General features: G+C 37.2%; 18 protein-coding genes and 1 other RNA gene. 17 read left to right on the forward strand and 2 right to left on the reverse strand.

Features of this window, described 5'->3' with window-relative positions; all coding sequences use genetic code 11:
• The first annotated feature begins 148 nt into the window (after window positions 1-148).
• From rnr to ssrA, 3 genes are all read left to right on the forward strand, one after another.
• The gene (gene rnr / locus ACFVRY_RS10230; protein WP_387499806.1) at window positions 149-3,043 is read left to right on the forward strand and encodes a ribonuclease R; all 2,895 of its coding nucleotides are present in this window, start codon (window positions 149-151) and stop codon (window positions 3,041-3,043) included.
• A gap of 307 nt (window positions 3,044-3,350) precedes the next feature.
• Window positions 3,351-3,830 (forward strand): SsrA-binding protein SmpB, encoded by a 480-nt coding sequence (smpB, locus tag ACFVRY_RS10235; protein ID WP_387499809.1) that lies wholly within the window; start codon window positions 3,351-3,353, stop codon window positions 3,828-3,830.
• A gap of 194 nt (window positions 3,831-4,024) precedes the next feature.
• Window positions 4,025-4,389, forward strand: a transfer-messenger RNA (tmRNA) gene (gene ssrA / locus ACFVRY_RS10240).
• Window positions 4,390-4,926: 537 nt separating this feature from the next.
• On the opposite strand, the gene ACFVRY_RS10245 is transcribed toward ssrA, so the two are convergent.
• The gene (locus ACFVRY_RS10245; RefSeq protein WP_387499812.1) at window positions 4,927-5,241 is read right to left on the reverse strand and encodes a hypothetical protein; all 315 of its coding nucleotides are present in this window, start codon (window positions 5,239-5,241) and stop codon (window positions 4,927-4,929) included.
• A gap of 229 nt (window positions 5,242-5,470) precedes the next feature.
• Between ACFVRY_RS10245 and ACFVRY_RS10250 the strand changes: the two genes are divergently transcribed.
• From ACFVRY_RS10250 to radC, 6 genes are all read left to right on the forward strand, one after another.
• Window positions 5,471-8,452: a UvrD-helicase domain-containing protein gene (locus ACFVRY_RS10250; RefSeq protein ID WP_387499814.1), complete on the forward strand. Its 2,982-nt coding sequence runs from the start codon at window positions 5,471-5,473 to the stop codon at window positions 8,450-8,452.
• Window positions 8,453-8,742: 290 nt separating this feature from the next.
• On the forward strand, window positions 8,743-9,876 hold the full coding sequence (locus ACFVRY_RS10255) for a site-specific integrase (protein ID WP_387499816.1): 1,134 nt from the start codon (window positions 8,743-8,745) through the stop codon (window positions 9,874-9,876).
• A gap of 208 nt (window positions 9,877-10,084) precedes the next feature.
• Window positions 10,085-12,067, forward strand: coding sequence for a GTPase (locus tag ACFVRY_RS10260; RefSeq protein WP_387499818.1), 1,983 nt, complete (start codon window positions 10,085-10,087; stop codon window positions 12,065-12,067).
• A gap of 2 nt (window positions 12,068-12,069) precedes the next feature.
• Entirely contained in the window at window positions 12,070-13,680 is a 1,611-nt protein-coding gene (locus tag ACFVRY_RS10265) for a LeoA/HP0731 family dynamin-like GTPase (protein WP_387499821.1), read from the forward strand.
• Between the two features lie 175 nt (window positions 13,681-13,855).
• On the forward strand, window positions 13,856-14,416 hold the full coding sequence (locus tag ACFVRY_RS10270; RefSeq protein ID WP_387499824.1) for a hypothetical protein: 561 nt from the start codon (window positions 13,856-13,858) through the stop codon (window positions 14,414-14,416).
• A gap of 400 nt (window positions 14,417-14,816) precedes the next feature.
• A complete protein-coding gene (gene radC, locus ACFVRY_RS10275) occupies window positions 14,817-15,434 on the forward strand; it encodes a RadC family protein (RefSeq protein WP_387499827.1) in 618 nt (205 codons plus the stop codon).
• On the opposite strand, the gene ACFVRY_RS10280 is transcribed toward radC, so the two are convergent.
• Window positions 15,431-15,772, reverse strand: a complete 342-nt coding sequence (locus ACFVRY_RS10280) for a helix-turn-helix domain-containing protein (protein WP_387499829.1) — start codon at window positions 15,770-15,772, stop codon at window positions 15,431-15,433. The two genes, radC and ACFVRY_RS10280, sit on opposite strands and share 4 nt — an antisense overlap.
• Window positions 15,773-16,111: 339 nt before the next feature.
• Between ACFVRY_RS10280 and ACFVRY_RS10285 the strand changes: the two genes are divergently transcribed.
• The 8 genes from ACFVRY_RS10285 to ACFVRY_RS10320 all read left to right on the forward strand — a co-directional run bounded on the left by ACFVRY_RS10285 (window position 16,112) and on the right by ACFVRY_RS10320 (window position 25,295).
• On the forward strand, window positions 16,112-17,617 hold the full coding sequence (locus tag ACFVRY_RS10285) for a cell envelope integrity TolA family protein (protein ID WP_387499831.1): 1,506 nt from the start codon (window positions 16,112-16,114) through the stop codon (window positions 17,615-17,617).
• A gap of 142 nt (window positions 17,618-17,759) precedes the next feature.
• On the forward strand, window positions 17,760-18,635 hold the full coding sequence (locus tag ACFVRY_RS10290; RefSeq protein ID WP_387499833.1) for a hypothetical protein: 876 nt from the start codon (window positions 17,760-17,762) through the stop codon (window positions 18,633-18,635).
• A 149-nt stretch (window positions 18,636-18,784) separates the two neighbouring features.
• Window positions 18,785-20,362 (forward strand): hypothetical protein, encoded by a 1,578-nt coding sequence (locus tag ACFVRY_RS10295; protein ID WP_387499835.1) that lies wholly within the window; start codon window positions 18,785-18,787, stop codon window positions 20,360-20,362.
• A 179-nt stretch (window positions 20,363-20,541) separates the two neighbouring features.
• Window positions 20,542-21,120: a hypothetical protein gene (locus ACFVRY_RS10300; RefSeq protein ID WP_387499837.1), complete on the forward strand. Its 579-nt coding sequence runs from the start codon at window positions 20,542-20,544 to the stop codon at window positions 21,118-21,120.
• A complete protein-coding gene (locus tag ACFVRY_RS10305) occupies window positions 21,107-22,864 on the forward strand; it encodes a DNA primase family protein (RefSeq protein ID WP_387499839.1) in 1,758 nt (585 codons plus the stop codon). The genes ACFVRY_RS10300 and ACFVRY_RS10305 overlap by 14 nt, the downstream gene beginning before the upstream one ends.
• Before the next feature lie 175 nt (window positions 22,865-23,039).
• A complete protein-coding gene (locus tag ACFVRY_RS10310; RefSeq protein WP_387499841.1) occupies window positions 23,040-23,252 on the forward strand; it encodes a helix-turn-helix transcriptional regulator in 213 nt (70 codons plus the stop codon).
• A gap of 142 nt (window positions 23,253-23,394) precedes the next feature.
• A complete protein-coding gene (locus ACFVRY_RS10315) occupies window positions 23,395-24,507 on the forward strand; it encodes a site-specific integrase (RefSeq protein WP_387499843.1) in 1,113 nt (370 codons plus the stop codon).
• A 185-nt stretch (window positions 24,508-24,692) separates the two neighbouring features.
• Window positions 24,693-25,295 (forward strand): recombinase family protein, encoded by a 603-nt coding sequence (locus ACFVRY_RS10320; protein ID WP_387499846.1) that lies wholly within the window; start codon window positions 24,693-24,695, stop codon window positions 25,293-25,295.
• Window positions 25,296-25,404: the final 109 nt, after the last annotated feature.

The following is a 25,404-nucleotide window of genomic DNA, read 5'->3' on the forward strand; positions in this document are numbered from 1 at the left end:
CTAGGGATGCCGACGATTGATTTCGTGTATACTAGGGTATGAAGTAGGTGAAGGTAAATTTTACTTGCGGCATATTTATCCTATAGGGACAAGCCATACATATATGCCAGCGGCTACGGAGCCGCGGAGGGCCGAGGTGAAGGAACAAATGATAACACAGGAAATACTACTAGATTTTATGCGCGAAACAGCTTACAAACCTATGACTTACGACGAACTGGTGAGCCATTTCGCTCTGGAAGATAGCAACGAGTTCAAAGCGTTCGAGGAACTGCTGATTGCCTTAGAGCAGGACGGCCGTATGGTGTTGACCCGTCAAAGCCGCTACGGTGTGCCGGAGAGGATGGACCTGCTGCGCGGAAGACTGCAGGCACATGCCAAAGGCTTTGCTTTTCTTATCCCCGATGATCGGGAACATCCTGACGTATACATCCATGCGAACGACCTAAAGGGTGCCATGAATGGCGACATCGTGCTGGTGCGCGTCAGCTCCAAGAGTCCATCCGGTGGACGGATGGAAGGTGAGGTAGTACGGATTGTTAGAAGAGGTGTGCTGCAGACTGTAGGCGTATTCCAAAGCCTGGAGACTTATGGTTTTGTGTTGCCTGATGATAAACGAATCAACCGGGATATTTTTATTCCTAAGGAATCCTTTAATGGTGCGGTGGACGGTGAGAAAGTCGTTGTACGCATCGTGAATTATCCGGAGGGCCGGTCAGCGGCTGAAGGGGAGATTATCGAAATTCTTGGGCATAAGGATGATCCAGGCATCGACATTCTGTCGGTCATCCGCAAGCACCAGCTGCCGGAGGCTTTCCCAGAGGAAGTTATGGCGGAGGCGAACACTGCTCCAGATGCCATTACCGAAGAAGAGATCGTTCAGCAGGGACGGCGTGATCTGCGCGGTCTGAACATTGTTACCATTGACGGTGAAGATGCGAAGGACCTCGATGACGCAGTCAACGTAGAACGGCTCCCGAACGGAAACTACAAACTGGGCGTTCACATTGCGGACGTCGGCTATTATGTGCGTGAGAGCTCAGAGCTCGATAAAGAAGCTTATGACCGCGGATGCAGTGTGTATTTGGTGGATCGGGTAATCCCAATGCTGCCACACCGGTTGTCGAACGGGATTTGCAGCTTGAATCCGCAGGTGGACCGTTTGACGATGTCCTGTGAGATGGAGTTCAACGAGCATATGAAGGTTGTGAAGCATGATGTCTTCACGAGCGTAATTCGTACCAAAGAGCGGATGACTTATAAAAATGTTCGCAGAATTCTGGAAGATGAAGATCCTGAGTTGCTGGAACGTTATAGTCCGCTGATCGAAGACTTCCGTTTGATGAAAGAGTTGGCCATGAAACTGCGCGATGCACGGATGCGGCGCGGGGCAGTGGACTTCGACTTTGAAGAGAGCAAGATCATTGTTGATGAGAACGGCAAAGCTGTAGATATTGTAAAACGGGAACGTTCTGTTGCTGAGCAGATTATCGAAGAATTCATGCTGGCTGCCAATGAGACGGTGGCGGAGCATTTCCACTGGCTGAAGGTTCCTTTCTTATACCGGATTCACGAAGACCCGGACCCGGAGAAGCTACAGAACTTTATGGCTTTTGCGGCCAACTTCGGCCATCATGTCAAAGGCCGTGGCAACTCTGTTCACCCGCGTGCGCTGCAGAACCTCCTGGAGGAGATTCGGGGTACGAAGGAACAGACGGTTATCAGCACGATGATGCTTCGCTCTATGAAGCAGGCTAAATATGATGCGGAAAGCACAGGCCACTTTGGCCTTGCTGCGGAATACTATTCCCACTTCACATCGCCAATTCGCCGATATCCCGATCTGGTCATTCACCGGGTGATGCGCGAGGTGATTGAAGGCGGCGGTGTGCTGACTCCGAAGAGACAGGAATATCTAGCTACCCGTATGCCGGATATTGCCCAGCAGTCCTCTGAGCGCGAACGCGTAGCGGTAGAAGCAGAGCGGGATACCGAACAGCTGAAGAAAGCAGAGTACATGCTGGATAAGGTTGGCGAGGAATTCGACGCCATGATCAGCAGTGTCACTAGCTTCGGGATGTTCATTGAGCTGGAAAATACCGTCGAAGGCCTTATTCGTCTCAGCGCACTGACGGATGATTATTACCACTTCGACGAAGCCCATATGGCACTCATTGGCGAGCGCACCTCCAAGGTGTTCCGCATCGGTGACGAGGTGAAGATTCGGGTCGCCCGTGTGAACATGGACGACCATACGATCGACTTCGAACTCGTCGATATGAAGCCGCGTGCGGCAGGCGAGCGCCGCAGCGGTGGTTTTGGCGGCGGCCGCGGAGGTAAGGGCGGCCGTCCAGGCGGGTTCAACAAGCCGGGCAGCGGTAAGGCTGGCGCTGGTAAAGGCCGTGGCGGCAAAGGCAAGCCCGGATCGGGTGTTACAGCCGATGCCGGCAAGGCAGGCAGAGGTAAGGGCGCGGGTGTTACGGCCGATGCGGGCAAGGCCGGCAAAGGCAAGACAGGCGCGGCTGGTGCACGCGCCTGGGAAATGCCGCGCGGTGCCGAAGGCAGTGCGGCTGGCAGTGGCCGCGGGAAGCGTAAACGCGGCGGTCGTGGGGCCGGCGAGGATGCGAGCCGGGCAGCAGCGGTGCTCGCTCCCGGCGTAAGCACGGGTGCGGAGCGCAGCGACGGCGCCGAGCGTACCGCTGGCGGCGCGAAGGAGCAGGGCCGAAGTGGGGGCATCAACTTCGGCTTTGGGTCTGGCAAAGGCGGCTACAGCGCGCCAGGCAGCGGACATGACCGCAACGGCCGCAGCGACTTCCGCGGCGTAGACGGCAGCACGAAGTTTCGCAGCCGGGAAGACCGCGGCGGCACCAGCTCTGCTGGTGTGGGCGCAGGCGCCGAAGGCAAAGGGCGCCGCAAGAAAAAAGCCAAGGGCGGCGTGTTCATCGGACAAGCCGTGACCCCGGGCAACGTGGAGACCGCGGAACAGGTATCCTCTAAGCGTAAAGACGGCGAGGGCAAGAGCCGTAAGAAGAAAAAGAAATAACTCGCAGCGCAACAGCTGCTGAAAGAATACTTATGAAGACGCTGTTCTCTGCTTGCAGGGAACGGCGTTCTTTTTACAGCAGTAGATAAGTATTTGCTTAGCCCGAAAGAGCCCTAGGTGCAGCGATAAACCTCAATTCCATACTCCTAAGGGACGAAGACACACAAAATTCCAAGACACGAGGAGAAGGTTAAGTAAAAATTGGAGACCGAATTGCCAACTTCCTTGCGCTCCGTGGATTCCATTTGTTACAATATAGATCTGACGTTCGGATGACTTATGAAATATGATTCAAGGAGTGATTCTCATGGGTAAAAAGGCAGACGGGAAAGTGCTCGCCCAGAACAAAAAAGCATCCCATGATTATTTTATCGAGGACACTTTTGAGGCTGGCATGGTGCTGACGGGAACGGAGATCAAATCGCTTCGTAACGGGCGCGCCAATATTGGGGATGCTTTTGCCACGATTCGTAATGGCGAGATTCACATTCACAATATGCATATCAGTCCTTTTGAGCAGGGTAACCGTTCCAATCCTGAAGATCCCACACGTACCCGCAAGTTATTGATGCATAAGGTGCAGATTCACAAGCTGCTTGGTCTATCGAAGCAGGATGGCTACTCCATCGTGCCGCTGAAGATTTACATACGCAATGGCTATGCGAAGCTGCTGATCGGCCTGGGTAAAGGGAAGAAACAGTACGACAAACGTGATACTGCCGCCAAAAAAGATGCACAACGCGATATTCAACGTGCGCTGCGCGAGAAGCAAAAGGTCGCCAGATAACCTCGTTGCTACGCAAATTGGTATGGTTCCAGTTTCAACCTTCAATTCCTTTAACCCACGTGTTAAAGTGTTGATAAATGTGATATACTGTGTAAGTAAAGTAATTGCTTCTAAACAGTCTTCTGATGAAGAAGCTGTGGATTGGATCTCTCTTGCTGGATGATCCGCTTAATCCGAAGCGCCCTTTTTAATGAGGGGCCGTTCTTGGATTCGACGGGGGTAGTTCGAGCATGAGCAGCGAGTAGTGGGGACGCGTCCGCTTCATCAACGCTAAAGCCTATTAAACGGCAAACAACAAAACAACTACGCTTTCGCAGCTTAATAACCTGTGTGCGTGCTTCTACCCTGCATCGCCCATGTGACAGGGATAGGGGCTAACAAGTAGTGGGATACGCCGCTTGGTCTCCGCCTGGGGTCAACGGAAGAAGATAATCAGGCTGACCCAACGTATAGCCGGTTACGGGGCGATACTCGGGTGACATCAAAACTGTGACTACACTCGTAGAAACTTATGTGCCGTTATCTTCGGACAGGGGTTCGACTCCCCTCGGCTCCATCTTAAAACCCGCTCTGAGAGCGGGTTTTTTACGTAAGTAGGTACAAAATGTAGCCCAATTGTAGACACGGATTTTTTGAACTCTTATTTTTGTGAAACTTGTAGACCATTGGTCTACAAGTTTTTGCTGTCTTTTAACCCATATATCAATCTCCAAGACATGAATTGGTAATAAACTTTGTGAGAATATCTCGTATCAGAGGAAGGACTGAAGCCCAAGAGATAAGGATAGTATATACACTAACGTTCTCGTGTTTCAGCGTTATTTTCCACGCTCATTATTCCATATAAGTGTATGCAATTGAGGGAGTACTCTTGCTGATTGCAATTCTTGATCATGTCGGCCCTTACGGAATTAAAGAGTCTTGGAGAAGCAAAGGTAAGTTTTATAAAAGCAGCGAGATAAAAGATTGAACAAAAAGCGGTGATTCTCCATTAGTAGAGAATCACCGCTTTTTCATTTCCGGTTTTGTGTAAGGTAGAAAGTCTTAAGGTAGAATACTAAAGTAAATCTTCTAAGTAAACTATTTAAAATGATTATTAGGAATTTATGATTTTTTCCGAATGGGCTATCCATTTTTTTAATATTTGTTGTTGTTCTTGATTTTGAATTGAACCAGTCTCTAATAATTTTTTTATCTGAGGTAAGTCATATTTCAACTTTATCTTTTCAGCATTTTTATTAGAATAAGCAACTGTTTTTAGATTTAAGCATTGACCTATTTGTTGTTCAACCTCATGAATAGCATCTTCAGCCTCATATGCATAGACCTCTTCATAGCCACTATAATTTTCATAGTAATCTATATCATGCTGAATAGAATAAGAGTATTCAATAACAAAATAAGTTTTCAAAATAGTCCCTCCATTAAAATTGTTCAATTACCTATTATTAGAAATTATATACTATAATAAAAAAAGGAAAAAAAGAATGTGTTTCGAATAAGTCTATTTTAGTAATTCATTGTTAAGAAAAACAAATAGGACTAATGGGTTAATGAGATAAGAGTAAATTGGACATGCCAACTTCTCGCGCTACCCTAGATTTAATATATTGTAAATCGATGAAGGAGAGAGAATTTAAATGTTGATAACTAAACAATTTTTAAAGGATATTCCTTTGAATAAAAAGGAATTTGTGTTGAAAAAAATCCAGATATTTAACAACGAACTATTAAAATGTCGTATGCTATTTGATGTCTCTAATGGATTCTGGGTTAGAAGGGTAGCAGGCACAGATATCTATAAGTTTAGGATTAATAACGGAGATAGAGTTCTATTTACTATAAAAGAAGAACGTGAAGTAGAAAACATAATCTTTCTGCGGTACTGCAATCATGATGAACAAATTAGGAGATCTCGGGATTTAGATCGTAATTTAGATCAAGTTCAAGCTTATGATTTTGAGATGTTATCAGAAAATTATCATGATGATGAAGTAGATACATATATTGAAAGTCACTATAGTGAATATATTAAGCAGAACGCTTATTTGGATGCTTCTCAATTAACAAGTATTATTTTGGAAGATGAGTACATAGCTATGTTGTTGGACGAAAATAATGAAGACTATCTTTATTATTTAAATAATGATCAGTATGATTGTCTAACTATCTTCGATAAACCACTTTTAGTTTATGGAAGTGCCGGTAGCGGAAAATCTATAATTGGTATTCGAAAGCTAATCTTAAATAACAAGGCTGGCATAAAGACTGCTTATATTACATGCTCTCGATATTTAAAAGAACAATCAAAAAACATATTTGAGAAATATAAAGATTCACCATTAGAAATGGTTGATTTTTTAAGCTTAAATGAATATTGTCTCAACAAATTATCTATTTCTAATCAACAAATCGTTCAATTCCCCGAATTTGATTTATGGTATAAGAATGTAAGTCAGTTGGATAGAGGAAAGGTTTTGGATAGTTTATCTGTGTGGTTTGAAATTTCTGGTGTCATCAAGGGAGGCTATGATTATGAATCAGATAAACAAAAAGTTATATCAGAATCTTCCTATATTAAAAAAAGTCAGACTTCTCTTTCTATAGATGATAAGAGAAAGATATATCGAATTGCTTTGAGTTATAATAAATGGTTACAGCAAAATAATTATGTTGATGATAATGACCTAGCGAGGTTATGCATGCAGCAGCATGCGAGCCAGGATGTTTCAGACTATGAGTTTGTCGTAATTGATGAATTCCAAGATATGAGTGAATTACAAATCGTCTTGGTAACTACTTTATCTAAGAATGACGAGGACTATTTAGTGCTGGGAGACGCTAATCAAAACATTTACAGTGGTGTCGATAACATGAATTATCTGAAAAGAAAATTCTATGAAAAATCTACTAAAATAGAAGAACGAGGGTTATACAAAAATTATCGAAGCGTATCTGAAATTGTACGGTTTGTGAATGGACTATCAGAACTGAGGGCAAATCATATCGGAAAACAATCTCGTGATATACCAGAAATACCTATTAGATCAGGGAATCGTCCATTATTCATTCAATACTCAAAAGATGATCGTAAACAACTATTTGAGAAAATGAACGAGAGAGATTATTGTGCAATTGTGGTGGCAACTTCTGAAGAGAGAGATAGAATGCTCCTAGAAGATTATCCTATCAATCGAGTATTTACAATTCATGAAATTAAGGGTCTCGAGTATAAGAACATACTGATGGTAAACATAATATCGAGTTATTTTATGTATTGGGAAAGAATAGTTGATGGTAATGCTAAGAAGAATGAATTCTACAGATTTTTTTATAATTTAATATATATTGCGGCAACCCGAGCACGCGATCAACTCTATGTGATAGAGGACAGGGAAGAAAGTAAATTTATTCCGTTACTCATGCCTTATTTAGATAAAGTGAATCAGTTTGATTTACTGCAATTGCAAATAGAGAGTGAGACAACTGTAAAGGAATGGAGGTCCGAGGCTGAACGTTTAGAAAAAGCTGAGTTATACAAAAAAGCAATAGAAGTATATCGGAAGCTAGGTGATACAGAGGGAGAGATAAGGTGTATTAGTCAGATCAACAATCTCTCTATTCACTATATGAACAGCGCATTAGGAATTAATGAGGAAACTGCTATAAGGATTGAAAACGAGAATGGTCCGTTAAGTGAGGAAGAAATCTATAAGGCGTTACTGAAGATTATCTTAGTTCATAATGTATCATTTATAAACGATAAAATTCAAATTTCCTCTGAGTTTATGAATAGTCAGAACATAAAAGTAATGGATGTATCAGAGATCATTAAGTCTGAAGACATGCCCAAAACATTATCTAAATTAGCGATTACCTCTATTATTGCACCGGATATGAAAAAAAATAAAATCACGTTCCATTTAAAGCTTGTTTCGGGAAATAGTCCAATTCATATTACTGGTTTGGATGGAACTACCTACGATACAATTTATTCCATATATTCTCGCGGTAGTATGACACTAAAATACGCCAGAACCAAAGATAAAGCTATGGAACTCATGATAAAGCATGTTCCTGACGTATTTAAAAGTTCTCATGAGGATGAAAAACTATTGGATTCTATGATTTTAGCTAAGCTTCGAAAACAAGCTGACGATCTTTATGATCAAGGTAGATACTCAGAGGCGATTGTAGAATATGGAAAGGCGCTTGAATTTATAGACACATCCTCTGTTAATTCTATCGCTGCTATTAATGGTTCTATTGGGAATTGTTATCTCCATCTGAATGTACACAATAAAGCGGAGCAGTACTTGGAAAAGGCGATTTCCTTTAAGTCCATCCTTTTGTTCCAGCAATATAATAGTTTAGGTGTTATTAAGATGCGGGATGGTCTACTAAATGAAGCAATAGAACTTTTCAGAAAGTCAATTGCATGCGATTCTACTTATCAAACTGCAAAAAATAATTTAAAAAAGGCAACTCAAATGAAAAAGGAAAAATCGGGTGTATTTACATCCTACGGTATCGCAAAAACTTCTTCTATTTCTATTGGTAGAAATGAGTCTTGTTTTTGTGGGAGTGGGAAAAAATTTAAAAACTGCTGTATGAATCCATAAGAAGTATGTCATTTGTTTTAATTTGGACTAATGCAAATTATAAGCGTAAAGTTATATATTTTGCTTATATATTATATTTGTAGATACCTATGCTGATAGGTAGTCCTCGCGAGAGGCTTATTATTTATGAGAGTTGGACATATCAAATGTCCAACTCTCTATTTTTATTCTTGGGGGTAGAACATAAAGTTTAGATCTAAGAAACGGACACAGTGAACTACAGCAGTAATCGAAAGTCTGTAGACTTCCCGTTTCTTATTCTTAAAAAAATTATAAAGGAGGATAACTAGATGGCTGGTAGCATAAAAAAGATTGGAAAGAAGTACAGAGTAACCAAAGAACTGGGTAAGGACAGGCTTGGTAAGAGATTGAGGGAATATGCTTATGCATATACTGAGTCAGAGGCTAAGAAAATTCTTTCTGAATTTGAATATAATCAACAAAGAAATATTTTGGTCGAGAGTAATAGAATGACGGTATCTGAGTTCTTAGATCATTGGATGGATAATTACGTAAAGTACAATTGTGAAGAAACCACTGCTTATGGGTATCGAAATATTTTGTATAAACATGTGGTGCCATATCTCGGAGTGATTGAACTCCAAAAGCTACAACCCAGGCATATACAGGATTATTATAAGTATCTAATGGATGAGAAGGGCTTGTCTCCAAATACTGTACGAAAGCATCATGCCAATATTCGAAAAGCGCTAGACTATGGACTCAAGCAACAGTTTGTACATAGGAACGTTGCAGATGCTGTTTCTTTGCCCAGATCAAATAAATTTGAAGGGAAAGCTTATACTAAGGAGCAGTTAAGCATACTATTGAATCTTGTAAAAGACACTAAATTAGAACTTCCGGTTTACCTATCGGCATATTTGGGACTGAGAAGATCCGAAATCACTGGGTTAATGTGGGAAAAAGGGGTTGATATGCAAAATCGAATATTGCATATAAAAACAGTAAGGACGAGCGCTGGAAAATCTATAGTTATTAAAAAGCCTAAAACAGACAAGAGTCAAAGAACGCTATATATTGATGATGAGGTTTATGAACTATTGGCAAAGACCAAAGTAAAACAGGATGAATATAAAAAAATGTTTGGAAAAGATTATGTCGATAGTGGTTATGTATTTACTCGTGACGATGGAATTCCATTTCGAGTTAATACGGTAACAGAACAGTTTAGTGATTTTCTTAAAAAAAATAATCTACCAAAAATAAGGCTACACGATCTCCGACATACTTTTGCAAGTATTCTTAATTTTGAAGGTGTTGATTTAAAATCAATCTCCGAGGCCTTAGGGCATTCTGATATCGGAACGACAAATAAAATATACACTCATTTATTTGATAAAACCCACAGAGATACAGTCAGTGCAATGAGCAGAGCATTACGTGGGCAAAAGAGAGAAGAGTGAGTAAAGTGATATTGATAAAGAAAAAATGAAGATTAGTAAAAAATTTACTAATGTAATGAGATGAGTGACGTTAGGGAAACCACCCAAGTCTTATTCTCGATATACTAGACTTGGGTGCTTGCTATTGTAAAAAAGTTACACCTATGATCTTTCAAGGTAGTAATATAGAAAGTAGGATATTACATTTATTGATTTAGGTGGGGTGAAAATGAAGAACTATATGCAGAGCCTTAGCAGAAATGCAGAGAATATATTAAGTGTAATGTCTGCGATTCGGGATATTTCTTTGAAAGAGACGGACAATGAGAAAATAGACCAAGCGATTTCTAGTATACACCAGGAGATCGTCAAAGGCATCGTTCGTATTCAAAGCACAATTGATAAGTTAATGTTGAACGTTGAATGGAATTCATTTAATGTATCTTTCTTTGGCGAAACTAATGCTGGGAAAAGTACTACAATTGGGGCCCTGCTACAGGGGGATGATGAAGGGATTGGTGACGGTCGTAAAGATTTTACACAACGAAAATTGAGTCGGACTTGGAACGGAGTTCACCTTATGGATATGCCTGGTATCGAAGGGAATGAGCGTAAATATGAAGAAGAAATACGAAACTCAGTGACTAAGTCTCATATCATATTTTATGTAACAACAGCAGCTAAAGAACCCGAGGATGGCACACTTCTAAAGATAAAAAAATATTTAAAAGATCAAGCAAAAGTATATATTATTCTTAATATTAGAGCTAGACCTAGTGTGTATACTCGTGTAAAGGAACTTATATCTGAAAATACAAAAGTAGTTCAAGCGCGTACTGAAGATAAAGTGAGGTCTATTATTGGAACACAGTATAAAGGCAGTTTTATGCTCAATTCACACCTTGCCTACATTTCTGTTGGAAAACCAACAAGAGAAGACTTTATAAATGATCGGAGTAAGGCTATATCTATTTTCGGTAGTATTGAACAAGCTTATGATTTCAGTCGATTTGGTGATCTGGAGGATGAAATAAAACGATTATATGAACAAGCGCCTAAAGAAATTGCCGTGAATAATACTTTTAAGCTAGTTCATGCGGTAGAATCAGTGCTATCAAGTATTCTTCGGGAAAAGAAAAATTTTGATACAGATATTAGGTTTCTAAAAACACAAGTTAAAGAAGCAACGTTGAAAGTTGAGCATATTATTAATAAATACAATCAGGAAATAATGTTGGAACTTGACTCTCAGTTAGACTTACTAAAATCTGATATGCAAAGAGTTCTAGGTGATAGCATTGATAAGGAGTATAAAGAGAATGAAATCAAAGGTGTATTAGAAAGAACTAAAAATCAACACGAGGGCAAAATTAAAAAAAGATTAGATGATCACATCTCAAGACTAAGAGAAGACATTACAGATGTTTTAAATGATCTTCGCAAGAGAATTGATCTTGGATTGAAATTTAATGGAATAAAAAATGGTGACATTAATCTGGGAGAAATTATCAGAACAATGCAGTTAAGTTTTGAATATATTTTTGGCCAAATTTTCGATATTGGTTTGACTATAGTTGGTATTGTAACTACTTTTGCGATTAATCCGATTTTGGGAGTTGTTACTATAGTCATTGGAGTGCTTCGAAAATTGTGGGATTGGTTTTTCAATGACCCGGCAAAACGAAAACGTGAAGCCAAGGATAAAGCTTATTTCGAAATAGACAAGAGTGTTAAGAGTATAAAAAAAGAAGTGGCGACTAATATGAGCCGGGAGGTAACCCGATTAGAAAGAAGCGTTAAGATGCAACTAGATACAGTGAATCAATTTGTCAGATCTATTGACAAATTAAGTTATTCATTGTCAGAACAAATTCGGGAACTTAATATATCGCGAATTCAAATTTCAAACTTACTTATCGAATATGTAAGTAGCATAAGACCGCAAATAACCATTCTAGATCTACATTTAAGGCGAGCTGCATGCATCTCGCCAGAATCAATATTTAGTAATCTGGATATTCTTCAACTTCAAAAATTTGAACAGTTTACTTCTATGAACCAAATTTTAAATGAACTTGATATAAGAATTGACAATGAAATTCTTTATTATCTTGGAAAAGATGAATTTCACTACCGAATGCTATCAAGCATTAATGACTATTATGCATCTATAAGTCCGTCACATCCAATTAAACGAGTGAGGAGAGGGTGATCATGATTCAAACTTATACAGAGCAAAAGAAAAGGTTAAAGGACAAACTAATGAACTTAGAACACACACTTAAAGGCTTGAAGATATCTTTGGGGTTGGAGAACTCAGATCTATTAGATAAGATTTCTACAACAATTCAGAACCTCGAAGATGAAAAGTTTATTATCGCCATGTTTGGTGCATTTACCGACGGTAAGTCAACATTACTTTCCGCATTGACAAAAAAACTTGATATTCGTATTGCGCCTGAACCCACCACGGATTCAATTCAAGTATACCCATATGGTGATTATGTCATCGTGGATACTCCGGGATTATTCTCTGATGAAATGTTTCACGATAAAATAACGAAGAAGTATATTTCTGAGGCTAACGTTCTTCTCTATACAGTAGATCCTGTGAATCCTTTGAAGGAAAGTCATCATGCAATTATTCGATGGTTGCTTAGAGATTTAAATAAGATCGATTCCTCAATTTTCATTATTAATAAAATGGATGAGGTGTCAGACTTGGATGATGATGGGGACTTCCTTTATCATAGCAATATTAAAAAAGAGGTAGTGAAAAATACTCTGCAAGAAATCGTTCCTATAGATAAAACACCTAAAATTGTTTGTGTATCAGGTAATCCATTTGATCAGGGACTTGATTATTGGTTTTCTAATGAGGCAGAATACATAAAATTATCCCGAATACAATCATTAGCTTTTGAAATTGAAGACTTTGTAAGTAATTCTAAACAGGGCTTAATAATTAAAGCAGGAATAAGTGTGATCCAAGACGCAGTTCAACAACTACAAACTCAATTGAGAGCGATGAAAGAAGAATTAACCAACCAACTTGAGGTGACACAAAATCAGGAGAGAGAAGTAGAAAAATCTATCGAAAAACTTCAGCGAGACATTTCTCGTAAACATAACCAAATAAAGGAAGATATCATAACGATTCGTGAGGATTTGATGTTTTATATGGACGGTGTAATAAATCGCAAACAACTAGGTTCGCGGATACAGGAGCGCATCGGGAAGGAGGGATACATTCTGCAAGAAAGAATAAATTTAGTAATTCAAAAATATACAGAGCATTTATTTGCTGATCAACAACAACTTCTTCGAGAAGTCGAAACTTCTATGAAGTATCACAATCAGTTACAAGAACAGCTATTAGGTTTTTCTAAAAAGATGGGACTTAATTTGGCATCACATGTAAGCACTCAATCTACAAGAACAATTGCCGATACTATTTTAAAATTACGGGATATGACTCAGGTGAGTATAAAATTTAAACCGTGGGGTGCAATGAAGTGGGCATCACGAATATCCAAATTTATTGCTTGGCTTCCGCTTTTTGTAGATGTAATAACTATGATTAAAAGTGCATATGAAGAATATAAACTCGAAAATGAAAAACAAGATTTGAAACAGCAATTAGAAGAGTTGTTCCGAGATTTCTTAGAGTCTTTCTCACTCGAAGAATATACAGAAACATATTTTCCAAGTGTAAAAGGTACGATTGATGTATTAAAAGCTATTCGTCAATCAAATGAAAAGTATATTGACTTGAAAAGTGAAGTTGAACGAGCAATAAATGAATTGGATATTTATCGAAACTAATTAAAAAAATTGCCGGTGAATTTGAAAAATTTAATAAATTCGATCATTGATCTTTTATAAAGAATTTAGAAGAGACATAGATTTTTTATATGATGTGTTTTACTGAAACACCATCTCGAAAGAGTAAGAATGGAAAATGAAAAGCGTAGTTTTTAACAAAATTGGAGCGTGTTCTATGATGAAGGGCCTATCCGCGATTTTGAGTAAATTCTTTAAATTTTACCGTCAAGCAAACGTCTCAAAATTTGTGAACGAAAATAGTGAATTTAGGGAACTATATCAACCGTTTGTTAATCTATTTATGGAATTATCAATTGAAACAGAAAGGGTAGAAAACGATTTAGAAAAGTTTGATCAAATTGATTTGGAACGTTATGGTAACATAACAGAATTAACTGATAAAATATTCGAAAAGTTGGCAAATGATGAAAGGTTTAATGGGATTCCAGAAATTACATTTTTAGCAGTGGATTACAAGATAAATACTAGAGCCATAAAAAAGTCTAAAAGTGCTGAGGAACGACTACCTTTTCTGGAAAGAAGAGGATTGGTTGGGCGACAAATGATTAAGATTTATATTCAAGAAATGATGAAATTGGCTAAAAAAGCTCAGGTATATGATAAGCCTGGAGAAGAAAGGGAGATTATAGTCAACCTTTTAAATTATTTGCTTGATGAGATGACAAAGGATATCGAATATTATGAAAAAGCTATGGCTAGTTCAGAGAAATACTGATTAATTCTTTCTTTTAGTCTTAAAAAAACTAGGATAAATGCTTAAATCTCCGGGTAGAAAAACCTGCTTTTCAGGGAATGTACAAGAGAACTGCTTCCCATTAAGGTTAGATGTGGAGATACTAGTTGATTTAAATTTTCACTACAATTAATTCTATCTATAGATAACTGACTTATTCAATGAAGGTGTAAATAATGTTTCGCTCAATTGTAGTAATAATCTTTTTGAGATTATAATCTTGAAGAGAGCCGATAAGTAATCCTAAATGAAGGCCGTACACGAAAATGTGTACGGTCTTCATTTTTCTATTTAATATGCGAGAATCAGAGCGCGGTTAGTGGAGTGCAATCTTACCCAGACAAATGTTGATCTAAAATAGAATACTGGAGGTTTTATATTAATGCTAACACAACGACATATTGAACTGAAGTCACTTTTAACCGAATCTTTGCGGGAAAAACAAGGGAGTTATTTAATTGAAGAGTTAATTAATCGCTTTCCTTCTGCCTCTGATCTAGTAGAGGTTACGGAGCAAGAGTTAGTTTCAATAAACGGTGTTGGTCCAAGTAAGGCTCGACAAATTGTAGCAATTTTAAAGTTAGCAAGAACATTGATTATACCTGATATTGAATACCCAGCTATTCGAAAACCTGAAGACGCATTTCATTTACTTGAACCAGAACATCGTTACAATACCAAAGAACACTTTATCTGTCTATATCTTAATACAAAAAATCGTGTGATACACAAGGAAACGATCTCTATAGGTTCTCTTAACGCTTCTATTGTCCATCCACGCGAAGTATTCAAAGTTGGAATTAAACGCTCTTGTGCCTCAATTATCTGCTCTCATTCCCATCCCAGCGGCGATCCTACTCCTTCAAATGAAGACCTGATCATTACTCATCGTTTAATAGAGGCTGGTGAAATTATTGGTATTGATGTATTGGATCATTTGATTATTGCCGGACAAAAATATGTAAGTTTAAAGGAACAAGGATTGATGGTTCGTGCTTAGGCATCTTTGAAGATTAGAAGACGTTTAACAATGTCATATATGGAATTCTGTTCGTCTTCGGAACGGGTGCGTAATTCGAACATAAGTTTGTTTAATGTATCTGAGTTCGAATGTAGGACCCGGTCAGTTTCTGAACGGAATAACTCTACTATATCAACCTCTAGTGCCTGAGCGATTTTATCCAGCATATCTATTGTGGGGCTTCTTATGCCGCGCTCTATCTGTCCAACATATGATGTATTTACACCTGCTATCAAAGCAAGTTTTTCCTGACTAATTCCCCGTTCTTGCCGTAAGACCTTGATTTGAGAACCAACAGCCTCGGAAATTCTACTCAATTTCACTCACCTCTATGCTCAAGATAGAGGTTAAGTGAAATCGAAACAAACCATTATAGTGACTATATATATAAGTTACTATAGTGATTGAAATGCTGTATGCTGTGTTTTATAATTCCATTAACAAGAGAATAGGTCTGTAATCCTAAGGAGGCGCTCTATTATAATCAAATCTAAGTGAATAAAAATTGTCATACGCAATGTAGAAATTATTAATCGAGCGTTTACAGTACCTTTCTAGAAAAATGAAACAATATTGATTGTATAATTTTGGAACAAAATGATACAATATACCTAATTTTTGTCATGTGAATTATATAATATGGGGGAATAAGAGAAATGTGGAAAAAATTTAAGTTATTAATCCCAGGCTTTAGAACAGGTCGATTATGGAAAAAGATAATAGCAAGTATTGCTTATCTTGTGTTCTTATTCTTTTCATTTATGATGATTCTTGGAAGCGGAGACCCTCAAGCATCTTCTAAGGATAATATGATCTCTCGGTGGGAAAACATATCCATTGTGTGCTTGTTAATAATTATTCCGTTTATACTTATAACAAACTTGGGGAATATACGAAAGTTTTTACCGTTATTCAAGAGCAAAAGTATAGGGAAAAAGATTATAGCATGGGTAATTTCTTTTGTAATTTTGTTTATTGGAATGACAACAATAAGTGCCAAACTAAGCAGCCAGCATTCTTTTGAGTATATAGCTATGCAGCAGAAACAGAGAGAGGAGCAGGCTATACATAACGCTAAGGAAAAGGAAGATAAGGAAAAAGAAAAAAAGATAGAATTAGCAGAACAAGCAGCAGCGAAGGTCATTCAAGCATCTGAAGAGCAAGCCAAGAAGGACGCTGAAGAACAAGCAAAAAAAGATGCTGAAGAACAAACCAAGATTATCACAGCCACTAGCGCTCCGACAGAAGAAGCCCAAAAGAAGGAAATTAATACAATAGTAGAAGAGAAGTCGAAAAGTGCTGATAAAGAGGATAGAGAGTCAATAGGATCAAAAGTATCAAATTGGTTTGGCGGAATATTCGGTGGTTCTAAATCTACTACAAATGCCAATATGAATGAAAAAATAGAGAAAAGTATTAATAGTAATCTTAAAAAGGGTGATTCTGAAAAGCTAATGAGCATATATGAATTATCTGATGATCAAATGAAGACATACTTTGTAAGTTATATTAATGAAAAGTATCATAAAGAGCTAATTGAGAATAAGGAAGTATTTGAAGGAAAGAAAGTTGAAAAAGTAAAAAAATTATATAAGAAAATGGAGTTTCTAACTAATCTATCACCTCTAGATAATAGTGATTTAGGCTTGATACTAATGGACACTAAAAAATTCATCGAAGCAAACGAAGCTTTAAAAGAGTTCAATAAGGAACATCCTAAAGTGGGATATGGGATAATTAAGGATATATCTCAAGTTGAGAATCTCGATGTATATGTCAATTATAAAATTAAAAATACAGGCACTAAGATCGGCAATCTTACGATAGAAGATGAAAGCTACTCAGATAATTATTTTGTTACGAGTTATGAATACTCACAGACATTTGGTTATGTTCCTTCGACTGATTGGCAAGCTGTGTTGCGGCTTTCTAGGAATAGCGAGTTATCCGGGGAAGGGGTATATAAAACAAAGGCGGTTGTTTCCAATGCAGTAACGCTTGTTGATAACAAAGGTTTTGAGAAGGAATACTCTGTATATAGGGAGGTATCTCAAGAGGATATTGAGAAATACGACCATGTTAATGACTTGATGGAGCAAGAGACTCAAATTAATGATGATATGAATGAAAGTATTGATCGTATAGTAAATCTTCTACAATAACAAATTTTCGGGAAGGGAGTGCAACAAGATGTTCTATAAAAGTTTTAAAACTATTTTACTAGTACTCATTATATTAACTACATGTAGCTTTATTTCTGAAAGAACTTTTGCAGAAACAGTGAGTAACAATCTAATCCTCTCAATGGATAATAGTAAAAAACAAGCTCTTAATACTTTCTTCAGTAATTTCAGCGAAGTTAACTTTGGTAATTTCAATTCAAAAGGTTATAAAGATTCAGATTTAATCAATTTTTCAATTCTACATAACTATATTAATGCGGATAATAAAATTAAAGTTGAAGGTTCATATTTTACTATCAAGGACTCCTATGTAGCCGAATCTGTTAAAAAGTACTTTGGCTTAACTATTAAGCATCAAAAAACGGACAGATACTCTTATTCTAATGGTACCTACAAATGGCCAGCAGCTTCGGGTGAGCCGTCCCCTAACTTTTCCCAGGCGGTGACAATGTATAAAAATAAAGATGGTTCATACTCAGTGTCTCTAGAAATTTATAATGCTGCTACTGACTATGAAGGGGATAAAATGATTTATAAACCAAAGAATTTATGGGGAAAGGATTTTAAACCTGAACTTATTGGCAGAGCAACAGCGATAATAAAAATGGTTAAAATAAATGATAAGCAGACCTATCAGCTTATACAATATAATTTGAATCAAGATGTTGGCGGTGGAGTTAGTGGAAAGTTTCAGTACATTGATCCTAAGAACTCGCTCAATGAGATTCTTATTAATACAAATGGAAATAATGAGGTTAATATCGAAATTAGTATTAATACCATTAGAGATAAGTCAGCTTTTATTGAACTTTCTGGTACAATGAAAAATAATGTGTTTGAAAGCTCGTTTAATGATGATGGCTGGGGAGAAAAGGGGACGATTATATTAACACTCAAGGGCAATAGTGCTACATTGAAAATAACAGTAAAGCCAAATCAAAACTCGTCGGGATGGGGTATCACATCAGGGACCTATACTTTCACTAAGGTTAGTTAATAGAAAGTAAATTTCAATTTTGGAGAGGATAATATCCTCTTCTTTTTTTATTTTACTTACATAGTAGCTGATCTGAAATTGTTTACAAGGCTTGAACGACCTTACATAATTAAATCTGAACAACGGTAATATAACAGAGACTGAAAGAGGTGGAGAGCATAGTTAATCATTCGATTAGTGACGCTGAAGAGATAGTTGTTGACTACTTTGGTTTTAAACTTAATAACACACAAAAGCTTAAAAATTATAATAATACAATTGATTCAATTGATTTAGGACCGATATTTGAGGAAGTCTGTGATTATCTTGAGATTAACTCGGATTCATTAGGTAGAGCTGTTAAGGAACATGCCTTACATACTCTTTATGAAGAAGCAATTACTTTTTCAAAGGAAGAACTGGAATTTATTAAAGCAAACAATAAAATTTGGTCATTTAATATAAGTTCAATTGTTGAAAATGAATACTTTGAAGATCCAAACGCATTCTTCGAATATTATACAGAGAAGTATCTATGTGATTTGTTTGGTGTTAAATATTCTTCAACTGAGGAGTTGGAAATAGAGAGAGACAGAATAAGAGCCGATTTGATGAAAGGGTTCTTTCCTAAAATGCCGAATACAAAGAAGGGTTTTTCGGATAAAGAGAAGAATTCTGATGAAATTTGGCATGAGTATTCTAAGAAATCGGGTTCGTTATATCGTGTTGTTTTTAAACGTAAATTCAACACAGGTGAGATGACTTTGACAAGGCAAACTGGTCGTATAGTAAATAAAACTGAAAAAAGGGATGACTCTAAAGTATTTTTCAAAAATGCAATTGAAAGTACGGATTTATTCCTAAAAAAGCTATTAGATCAAGCGTCAGAACATGAACTCAAAGAAGAATTGCGGATGTTTGAAAAAGACACAGCTATGTTTTTAATATTTGATGTAGTTCATAAAATAATGAATAGTAATAAACAAAGTAAATATAACAAGAAAGGTTTGGAACTTGTTTCTTCCTTTACTTTAATTGATGACTTTAAGATAAGGGAAGTTTTTCTTTCAGCATTTCATAAAGAAGACGGCCCTTTGATTAAATATCTCTATAGGCAAGGATACGATTATTTTTTTCTTCTTAACTTTATTCTTATTCCTTTCTTAATTAAATTCTTGCGTAACAAGTTGTATTCTCAAGTATCCTCCTTAGAAGATTCTAAGCTTAAACGATGTGGAGTTGATCCTAGTTCATATGATGACCTTAAGAGGCTTCATATAAAGTTAAGCTTAAACAAACTGATTAGGCGACCCAGAAGAGAAACTTTGAATAGTAAAATCAAGATGATGGAAGATATTCGTACTCTCGCAGCCAATGAAAATTCTAAAGAGATTTTCATGGGGCTTTACTCTGAGGTTAAGAGTGTCCGTAGTAGGGTGAATAGAAACAAAAATAATAGGCAAGATTTTATTTCGTTAACTGAGAGTGTTTCTATTAAATGGATGAAGGATAATGTAGAGGAATTGCGAAAAGATACAGCCAATAGAATATGGTGGTTGGCAGAGAGTATGGCAAATGACTTTATAGAGATTACTGGATTGTATGCGGATAGAAAAGAGAAGAGGATAACGTTCAAAGAACTAGTTAAAAGTGTTGACGCTTACTTTAGTCAAATTAGTATAGAGAATTTAGCGGATGAGTATACCAAGTTTCTTAATGAAATAAGAAGTAAAGGATGGCGCATTTAATAAGAGGCCGTAGTTTCTTAATGAAACTACGGTCTCTTTAATGTAGTAATTATTTACATCTTGTTTCATTAATTTACCAAAAAACCTCTCCTCTATACTATGTTTAAGTTGGTGATCGCATTAAGAAAAATTACGCTATTTAGAATTGATCATCACAAAATTAGAAGGAAGTGTTAGAAATGAACACAGAAACCAAAGAACTACTTAATGACTTCGCAGAGACTGAACAGAAGCTCGCTTATAAGATGCTGAAAAAGAAAAAGGATCTTCAATTGCTTGCCAGTAATGGGATTGAGTCATATGCATTTCTTGACAATACAAAACTCGAACAATTTAACCTTATAACTGGATATATTGGTAGAGGGAAAAAGGTATGCCACGTAAGTCACGCTGGTAATAACTACCCTTATATAGAAGGAACGGGTGTATGTCCAGTTAGGGTATGGGTGGATTGTATGGATAAGTCTAATATTAATTTTCACATTAACATTGGTGGGGATTTTATTAATTTATCTAATAGTCAAGAGGTAGGCGAAACTGATGAGTTGTTGATTGTGTTTCTTCAATGCCCTGACTTTGTTCAATTTTCTGTGTTTGATGGAAGGGTAGCATATCAGAAAGTGGGCCATATTTTCACCTCTTCTAAACTAGTAATGGATAAAATGAGAACTATCGCTTTAAGTATGTTGGAATTATCTTTTTCTGGGTTGAATGAATTATTACTTCAATTAGAGGATGATTTCAATGAAGAAATCTAAGAAACTAAATAAATATAATGAAGATTTTTTTTATGAGGAGGATTACTCAGACGTACTTGATGAAATGATTTATTCAGCATCTGGTACATTGGAGAGGGATTCTATTCACTCTAAAAGCATGGAGTTTGTATCCTGGGACTTATCTAATGATGTAAACCATCTTGGATTACTAAGTAGTTCGTATGCTCGGTCTCATGAAACAAATTTCGAGGTTTTTGAAGATTCATTCGATAATATGCTTTCAAAGAAAGAAGTAAGTAGTGATTTCATTGCTAAAAATAATGAAATATTTGGACATCAAGTTAGTGAGAAATCGCAGATGATTCAAAGCTCAGTACCTCCAAACGAACATGAAGGGAAACGACATGTAGAAAAAGATCTTGGGACTGAAGAAAAGAAGATTCCGTTGGACTATGTAGTTAAGACTGAATTTCTTAAAAAGCGCTTCGTACTTTGTTGTGGAGGAACCGTATTCCTTTACGAGGAAGAATACGGATGTTATGAAGAACAAACTGAAGCTAGTCTTCATGTTGCTATAAGGAGATCTCTTACGCCTGAGATGGATGTTAAGTTAAGTAAAACTAAGATGGTAGATGTAGTTCATCGGATCATTAGCAGTCCAGAACTTCAGATCAAACATGAGGATTTTGATCCTCATGTCGATCTGATTAATTTTAAAGACATTGTAATTAACACAAAAACAGGAGAACAATACCATCATAGTCCTCATTATTTATTTACTAGCTATGTTGGTGCTGACTACGGAAAGACAGGTGGTTTTTCACCCATTCATTATGACAATAGGAATATATCAAAAAGTGATTATTTTGCTGAATTCTTGGAAGATTGCACACAAGGTGATATTAGGAAAATTAAATCGCTTCAAGAATTGACGGGATACATCATTAGTAATGAGTGGAGAGCTAAGAAATTTTTTGTGTTACTGGGTCTACCACATACTGGAAAGAGCATTTGGTTGTCGTTATGGCGAGCACTTATCGGACCTAAACATACAACTGCTATGTCATTGAAGCAACTAAGTGATAGTCGATTTATGACAGCAGAACTGTTTCGATCAAAGCTAAATATTACAGCGGAGATGGATGAGAATGGGCCTATAAAAGCTACTGATGTAATTAAAATGATTACAGGAGGAGACTTAATAACTGCTGAGAAAAAGGGGAAAGATCCGTTCCAATTTTACGGGAAAACAAAGCTTGTTGCTGCTGGGAATCATATGCCATTACTGAATAAGTTAGACGGAACTGCCGCTTTTACTGATCGTATTTTATTCGTAATGTTCAACAATACGATTCCTGAAGAATCTAGGGATAAAAATTTATTAGATAAGCTTCTAGCGGAAAAATCCTATATCGTTAATTGGGCGTTAGAGGGGTTGCGCAGACTCAAAGAAAATGAGTTTATATTTACTGAGAGTGATGACGCACAGAAATTTAAACAGCAATACATTAACGAAGTGAATAATGTGCCTAACTTCATAGTAGATCGATGCGTGGTTGAAGTGAATAACCATCGATTGAAAGTACAAAGGAGACATCTTTATCCTGCGTATCTTCTTTACTGTAAGGATAATGGTGAGAGGGCTGTAACAAAAGAAGAATTTTATACTGAGATTAAAAAGACGGGTGCAATCCCAACTAAAGTACGAATAAGTGGCTCGTCTCCATTATGGGGTTATAGAGGGATTGAACTAAGCTCTAAGTATAGTGAAGTTACTCCTTAAAGGAGTACTCGATAATGTCTACATTGTCTACAGTCTTAGCAAATGCTTGTAAACAGTGATGTTTTAATTTAAAAAGGCGTAGACCTTAAAGTCTACTCTTAAGCTACTATAGGCTACAATCAATCGTTAATTCTAAAAATATATTTCCATATTATAAATTTGAGGAGGTATTTAGATGTCAGACAATAATCAATTGTCGTTCTATACAATTACTGATTTATTAGAACTGCTGCCACTCGGACGAAATACTATTTATCGTTTAGTAAGCAGTGATGATTTTCCTAAGATTCGTATCGGGAGAAAAATCATTATTCCAGCCAAGAAATTAGAGGAATGGTTAGAGGCTAACATAGGAACTGAGATTATTATGAGTAGCGCAGTCAAGTAGCTGCTCCAGGTACTGCATAAAGTGATAAGTAAGAAAGGCAAGTGTGAATTTTAGTTTATTCAGTTTAATGATGCAGATCGGGTGGTTGACCAATCTGTATTTATTACTGTTAGCCTAACAGAATTAAAAGGAGGAATGATGGATGGCTGGAAGTATCCAAAAGATTGGTAAGAAGTTCCGAGTGACAAAAGAACTTGGTAAAGATAATGCTGGCAAAAGACTCAGGGAATATGTGTATGCAGCTACTGAAGCTGAGGCAAATAAGCTTTTAACTGAATTTGAATATAATCAGCAAAGGCATACACTAGTGGAAAGTAGCAGAATTACGGTGTTAGAGTTTTTCACCCATTGGATGGATAACTATGTAAAGTATAACTGTGAAGAGACGACTGCATATGGCTACAGAAATATTATTAATAAGCATATAGAGCCATACCTTGGGAAGATTGAATTGCAAAAATTACAGCCATCTCATATACAGCAATACTATAAGCATTTGATGGATGAAAAGGGATTGTCACCAAATACAGTTCATAAACATCATGCCAATATTCGTAAGGCATTGGACTATGGTTTAAAACAACAGTTCCTTTACAGAAATGTTGCGGACGCTGTCTCATTACCTCGAAAGAAAAATTTTGAGGGGAAATCTTATACAAAGGAACAATTGAATGAATTGCTGGAAAAATTGAAGGATAGCAAAATTGAATTGCCAATAAGTCTCTCAGTATTTCTAGGTCTAAGGAGAGAAGAGGTTGTGGGTCTAAGATGGAAGTGGATTGACCTTCAAAATCGAACACTACAAATCCAAGAGGTTAGAACGAGCGCGGGCAAAAATGTCATAATTAAAACACCAAAAACAGATAAAAGTAGAAGAACGCTTTTTATCGGCGATGAACTATATGAACTCTTGCAGAGAACTCAAAATCAGCAAAATGAGTTCAAGAAGATTCTAGGGAAAGAGTATGAGGATAGTGGTTATGTTATAACTCGTTCTGATGGGAAACCGTATAGAGTGAATTCACTTACTGAGCAATTCAAAGAATTTCTTGAAAAGAATGGTCTTCCCCGATTAAGATTACATGATCTGCGTCACTCTTTTGCAAGTGTTCTGTATGATGAGGGGATTGACTTACTGGCTATTTCACAAGCTTTAGGGCATAGTGATATAGGCACAACAAGCAGAATTTACACCCATAGATTCGATAAGACTCATAAAAGTACAATAAGTGCTATGAGTAATGCACTAAGATAAAAGTGACGAAGACAGATTTTAGTTAGAAGCAGGCTTTTACAGCTGCTTCTTTTTCTAATGTCATAAAGCATGCTTTTTGGCACTCTTATAAAGAGCATGTTTTTGTGTGCCAAAACTCCGGTAAATAGCTTTTGGCATATGCCACTAATAACATAGACTTTTTGGCATGAATTCTAGGAGGGGTAATGGTGGAGATGGGATACGGGCGAGTATCAGCTAAGGATCAGAATCCTGAAAGACAACTGGTGAAGTTTCGGGAGATCGGAATTGATGAACGTTATATATTTGTTGATAAACTAAGTGGAAAGGATTTTAATCGACCGCGTTATCAAGCTATGCGTCTAATGATCCGAGAAGGTGATTTGATATACATTGAAGCGCTGGATCGGCTGGGTCGTGACTATGATGGAATCATGGCCGAATGGAAGTACATTACTCGTGAGTTAAGAGCAGATATTGTTTGCTTGGATAATGAGACGTTATTTGATTCAAGAAAGTTTAGAACAATGGGCGATTTCGGAAAAGTGATGGAGGATCAGTTTTTGAGTTTGTTAGCATATGTGGCTGAACAAGAGAGAAAGAAAAATAGGCAACGACAGGCGGAGGGGATTGAAGTTGCTAAAGCGGAAGGTACAAAATTCGGAAGGCCGAAAATTGAGATCAACAGTTTATTTGAGCAAGTATATATTGAATGGAAATTGAAGAAGGTTACTGCGAAAGAAGCAATGAAGCGATTAAATATGAAGCATCGGACTTTTTATAGGCGGGTAAAGGAGTATGAAGATTGAGAGAAAGGAACTCGGGAATGTTATGTTATGATTTAAAGGAGTAAGATCTTTTTAAATAATAAAGTATGACAAGTTTATTAGGGAATCCTTTATAATACTATTGAAGTAT

The sequence above is a fragment of the Paenibacillus sp. NPDC057934 genome (assembly GCF_042887565.1).
Taxonomy (GTDB): Bacteria; Bacillota; Bacilli; order Paenibacillales; family Paenibacillaceae; genus Paenibacillus_AQ.

Bases quoted from the DNA above. Each gene is read 5' to 3' on its own strand.
- ACFVRY_RS10270 (WP_387499824.1), top strand. From the start codon at position 13,856: ATGATGAAGGGCCTATCCGCGATTTTGAGTAAATTCTTTAAATTTTAC.
- ACFVRY_RS10255 (WP_387499816.1), top strand. From the start codon at position 8,743: ATGGCTGGTAGCATAAAAAAGATTGGAAAGAAGTACAGAGTAACCAAA.
- smpB (WP_387499809.1), top strand. From the start codon at position 3,351: ATGGGTAAAAAGGCAGACGGGAAAGTGCTCGCCCAGAACAAAAAAGCA.
- ACFVRY_RS10310 (WP_387499841.1), top strand. From the start codon at position 23,040: ATGTCAGACAATAATCAATTGTCGTTCTATACAATTACTGATTTATTA.
- rnr (WP_387499806.1), top strand. From the start codon at position 149: ATGATAACACAGGAAATACTACTAGATTTTATGCGCGAAACAGCTTAC.
- ACFVRY_RS10320 (WP_387499846.1), top strand. From the start codon at position 24,693: ATGGTGGAGATGGGATACGGGCGAGTATCAGCTAAGGATCAGAATCCT.
- ACFVRY_RS10305 (WP_387499839.1), top strand. From the start codon at position 21,107: ATGAAGAAATCTAAGAAACTAAATAAATATAATGAAGATTTTTTTTAT.
- ACFVRY_RS10265 (WP_387499821.1), top strand. From the start codon at position 12,070: ATGATTCAAACTTATACAGAGCAAAAGAAAAGGTTAAAGGACAAACTA.
- ACFVRY_RS10250 (WP_387499814.1), top strand. From the start codon at position 5,471: ATGTTGATAACTAAACAATTTTTAAAGGATATTCCTTTGAATAAAAAG.
- ACFVRY_RS10260 (WP_387499818.1), top strand. From the start codon at position 10,085: ATGAAGAACTATATGCAGAGCCTTAGCAGAAATGCAGAGAATATATTA.
- ACFVRY_RS10315 (WP_387499843.1), top strand. From the start codon at position 23,395: ATGGCTGGAAGTATCCAAAAGATTGGTAAGAAGTTCCGAGTGACAAAA.
- ACFVRY_RS10290 (WP_387499833.1), top strand. From the start codon at position 17,760: ATGGATAATAGTAAAAAACAAGCTCTTAATACTTTCTTCAGTAATTTC.
- radC (WP_387499827.1), top strand. From the start codon at position 14,817: ATGCTAACACAACGACATATTGAACTGAAGTCACTTTTAACCGAATCT.
- ACFVRY_RS10285 (WP_387499831.1), top strand. From the start codon at position 16,112: ATGTGGAAAAAATTTAAGTTATTAATCCCAGGCTTTAGAACAGGTCGA.
- ACFVRY_RS10300 (WP_387499837.1), top strand. From the start codon at position 20,542: ATGAACACAGAAACCAAAGAACTACTTAATGACTTCGCAGAGACTGAA.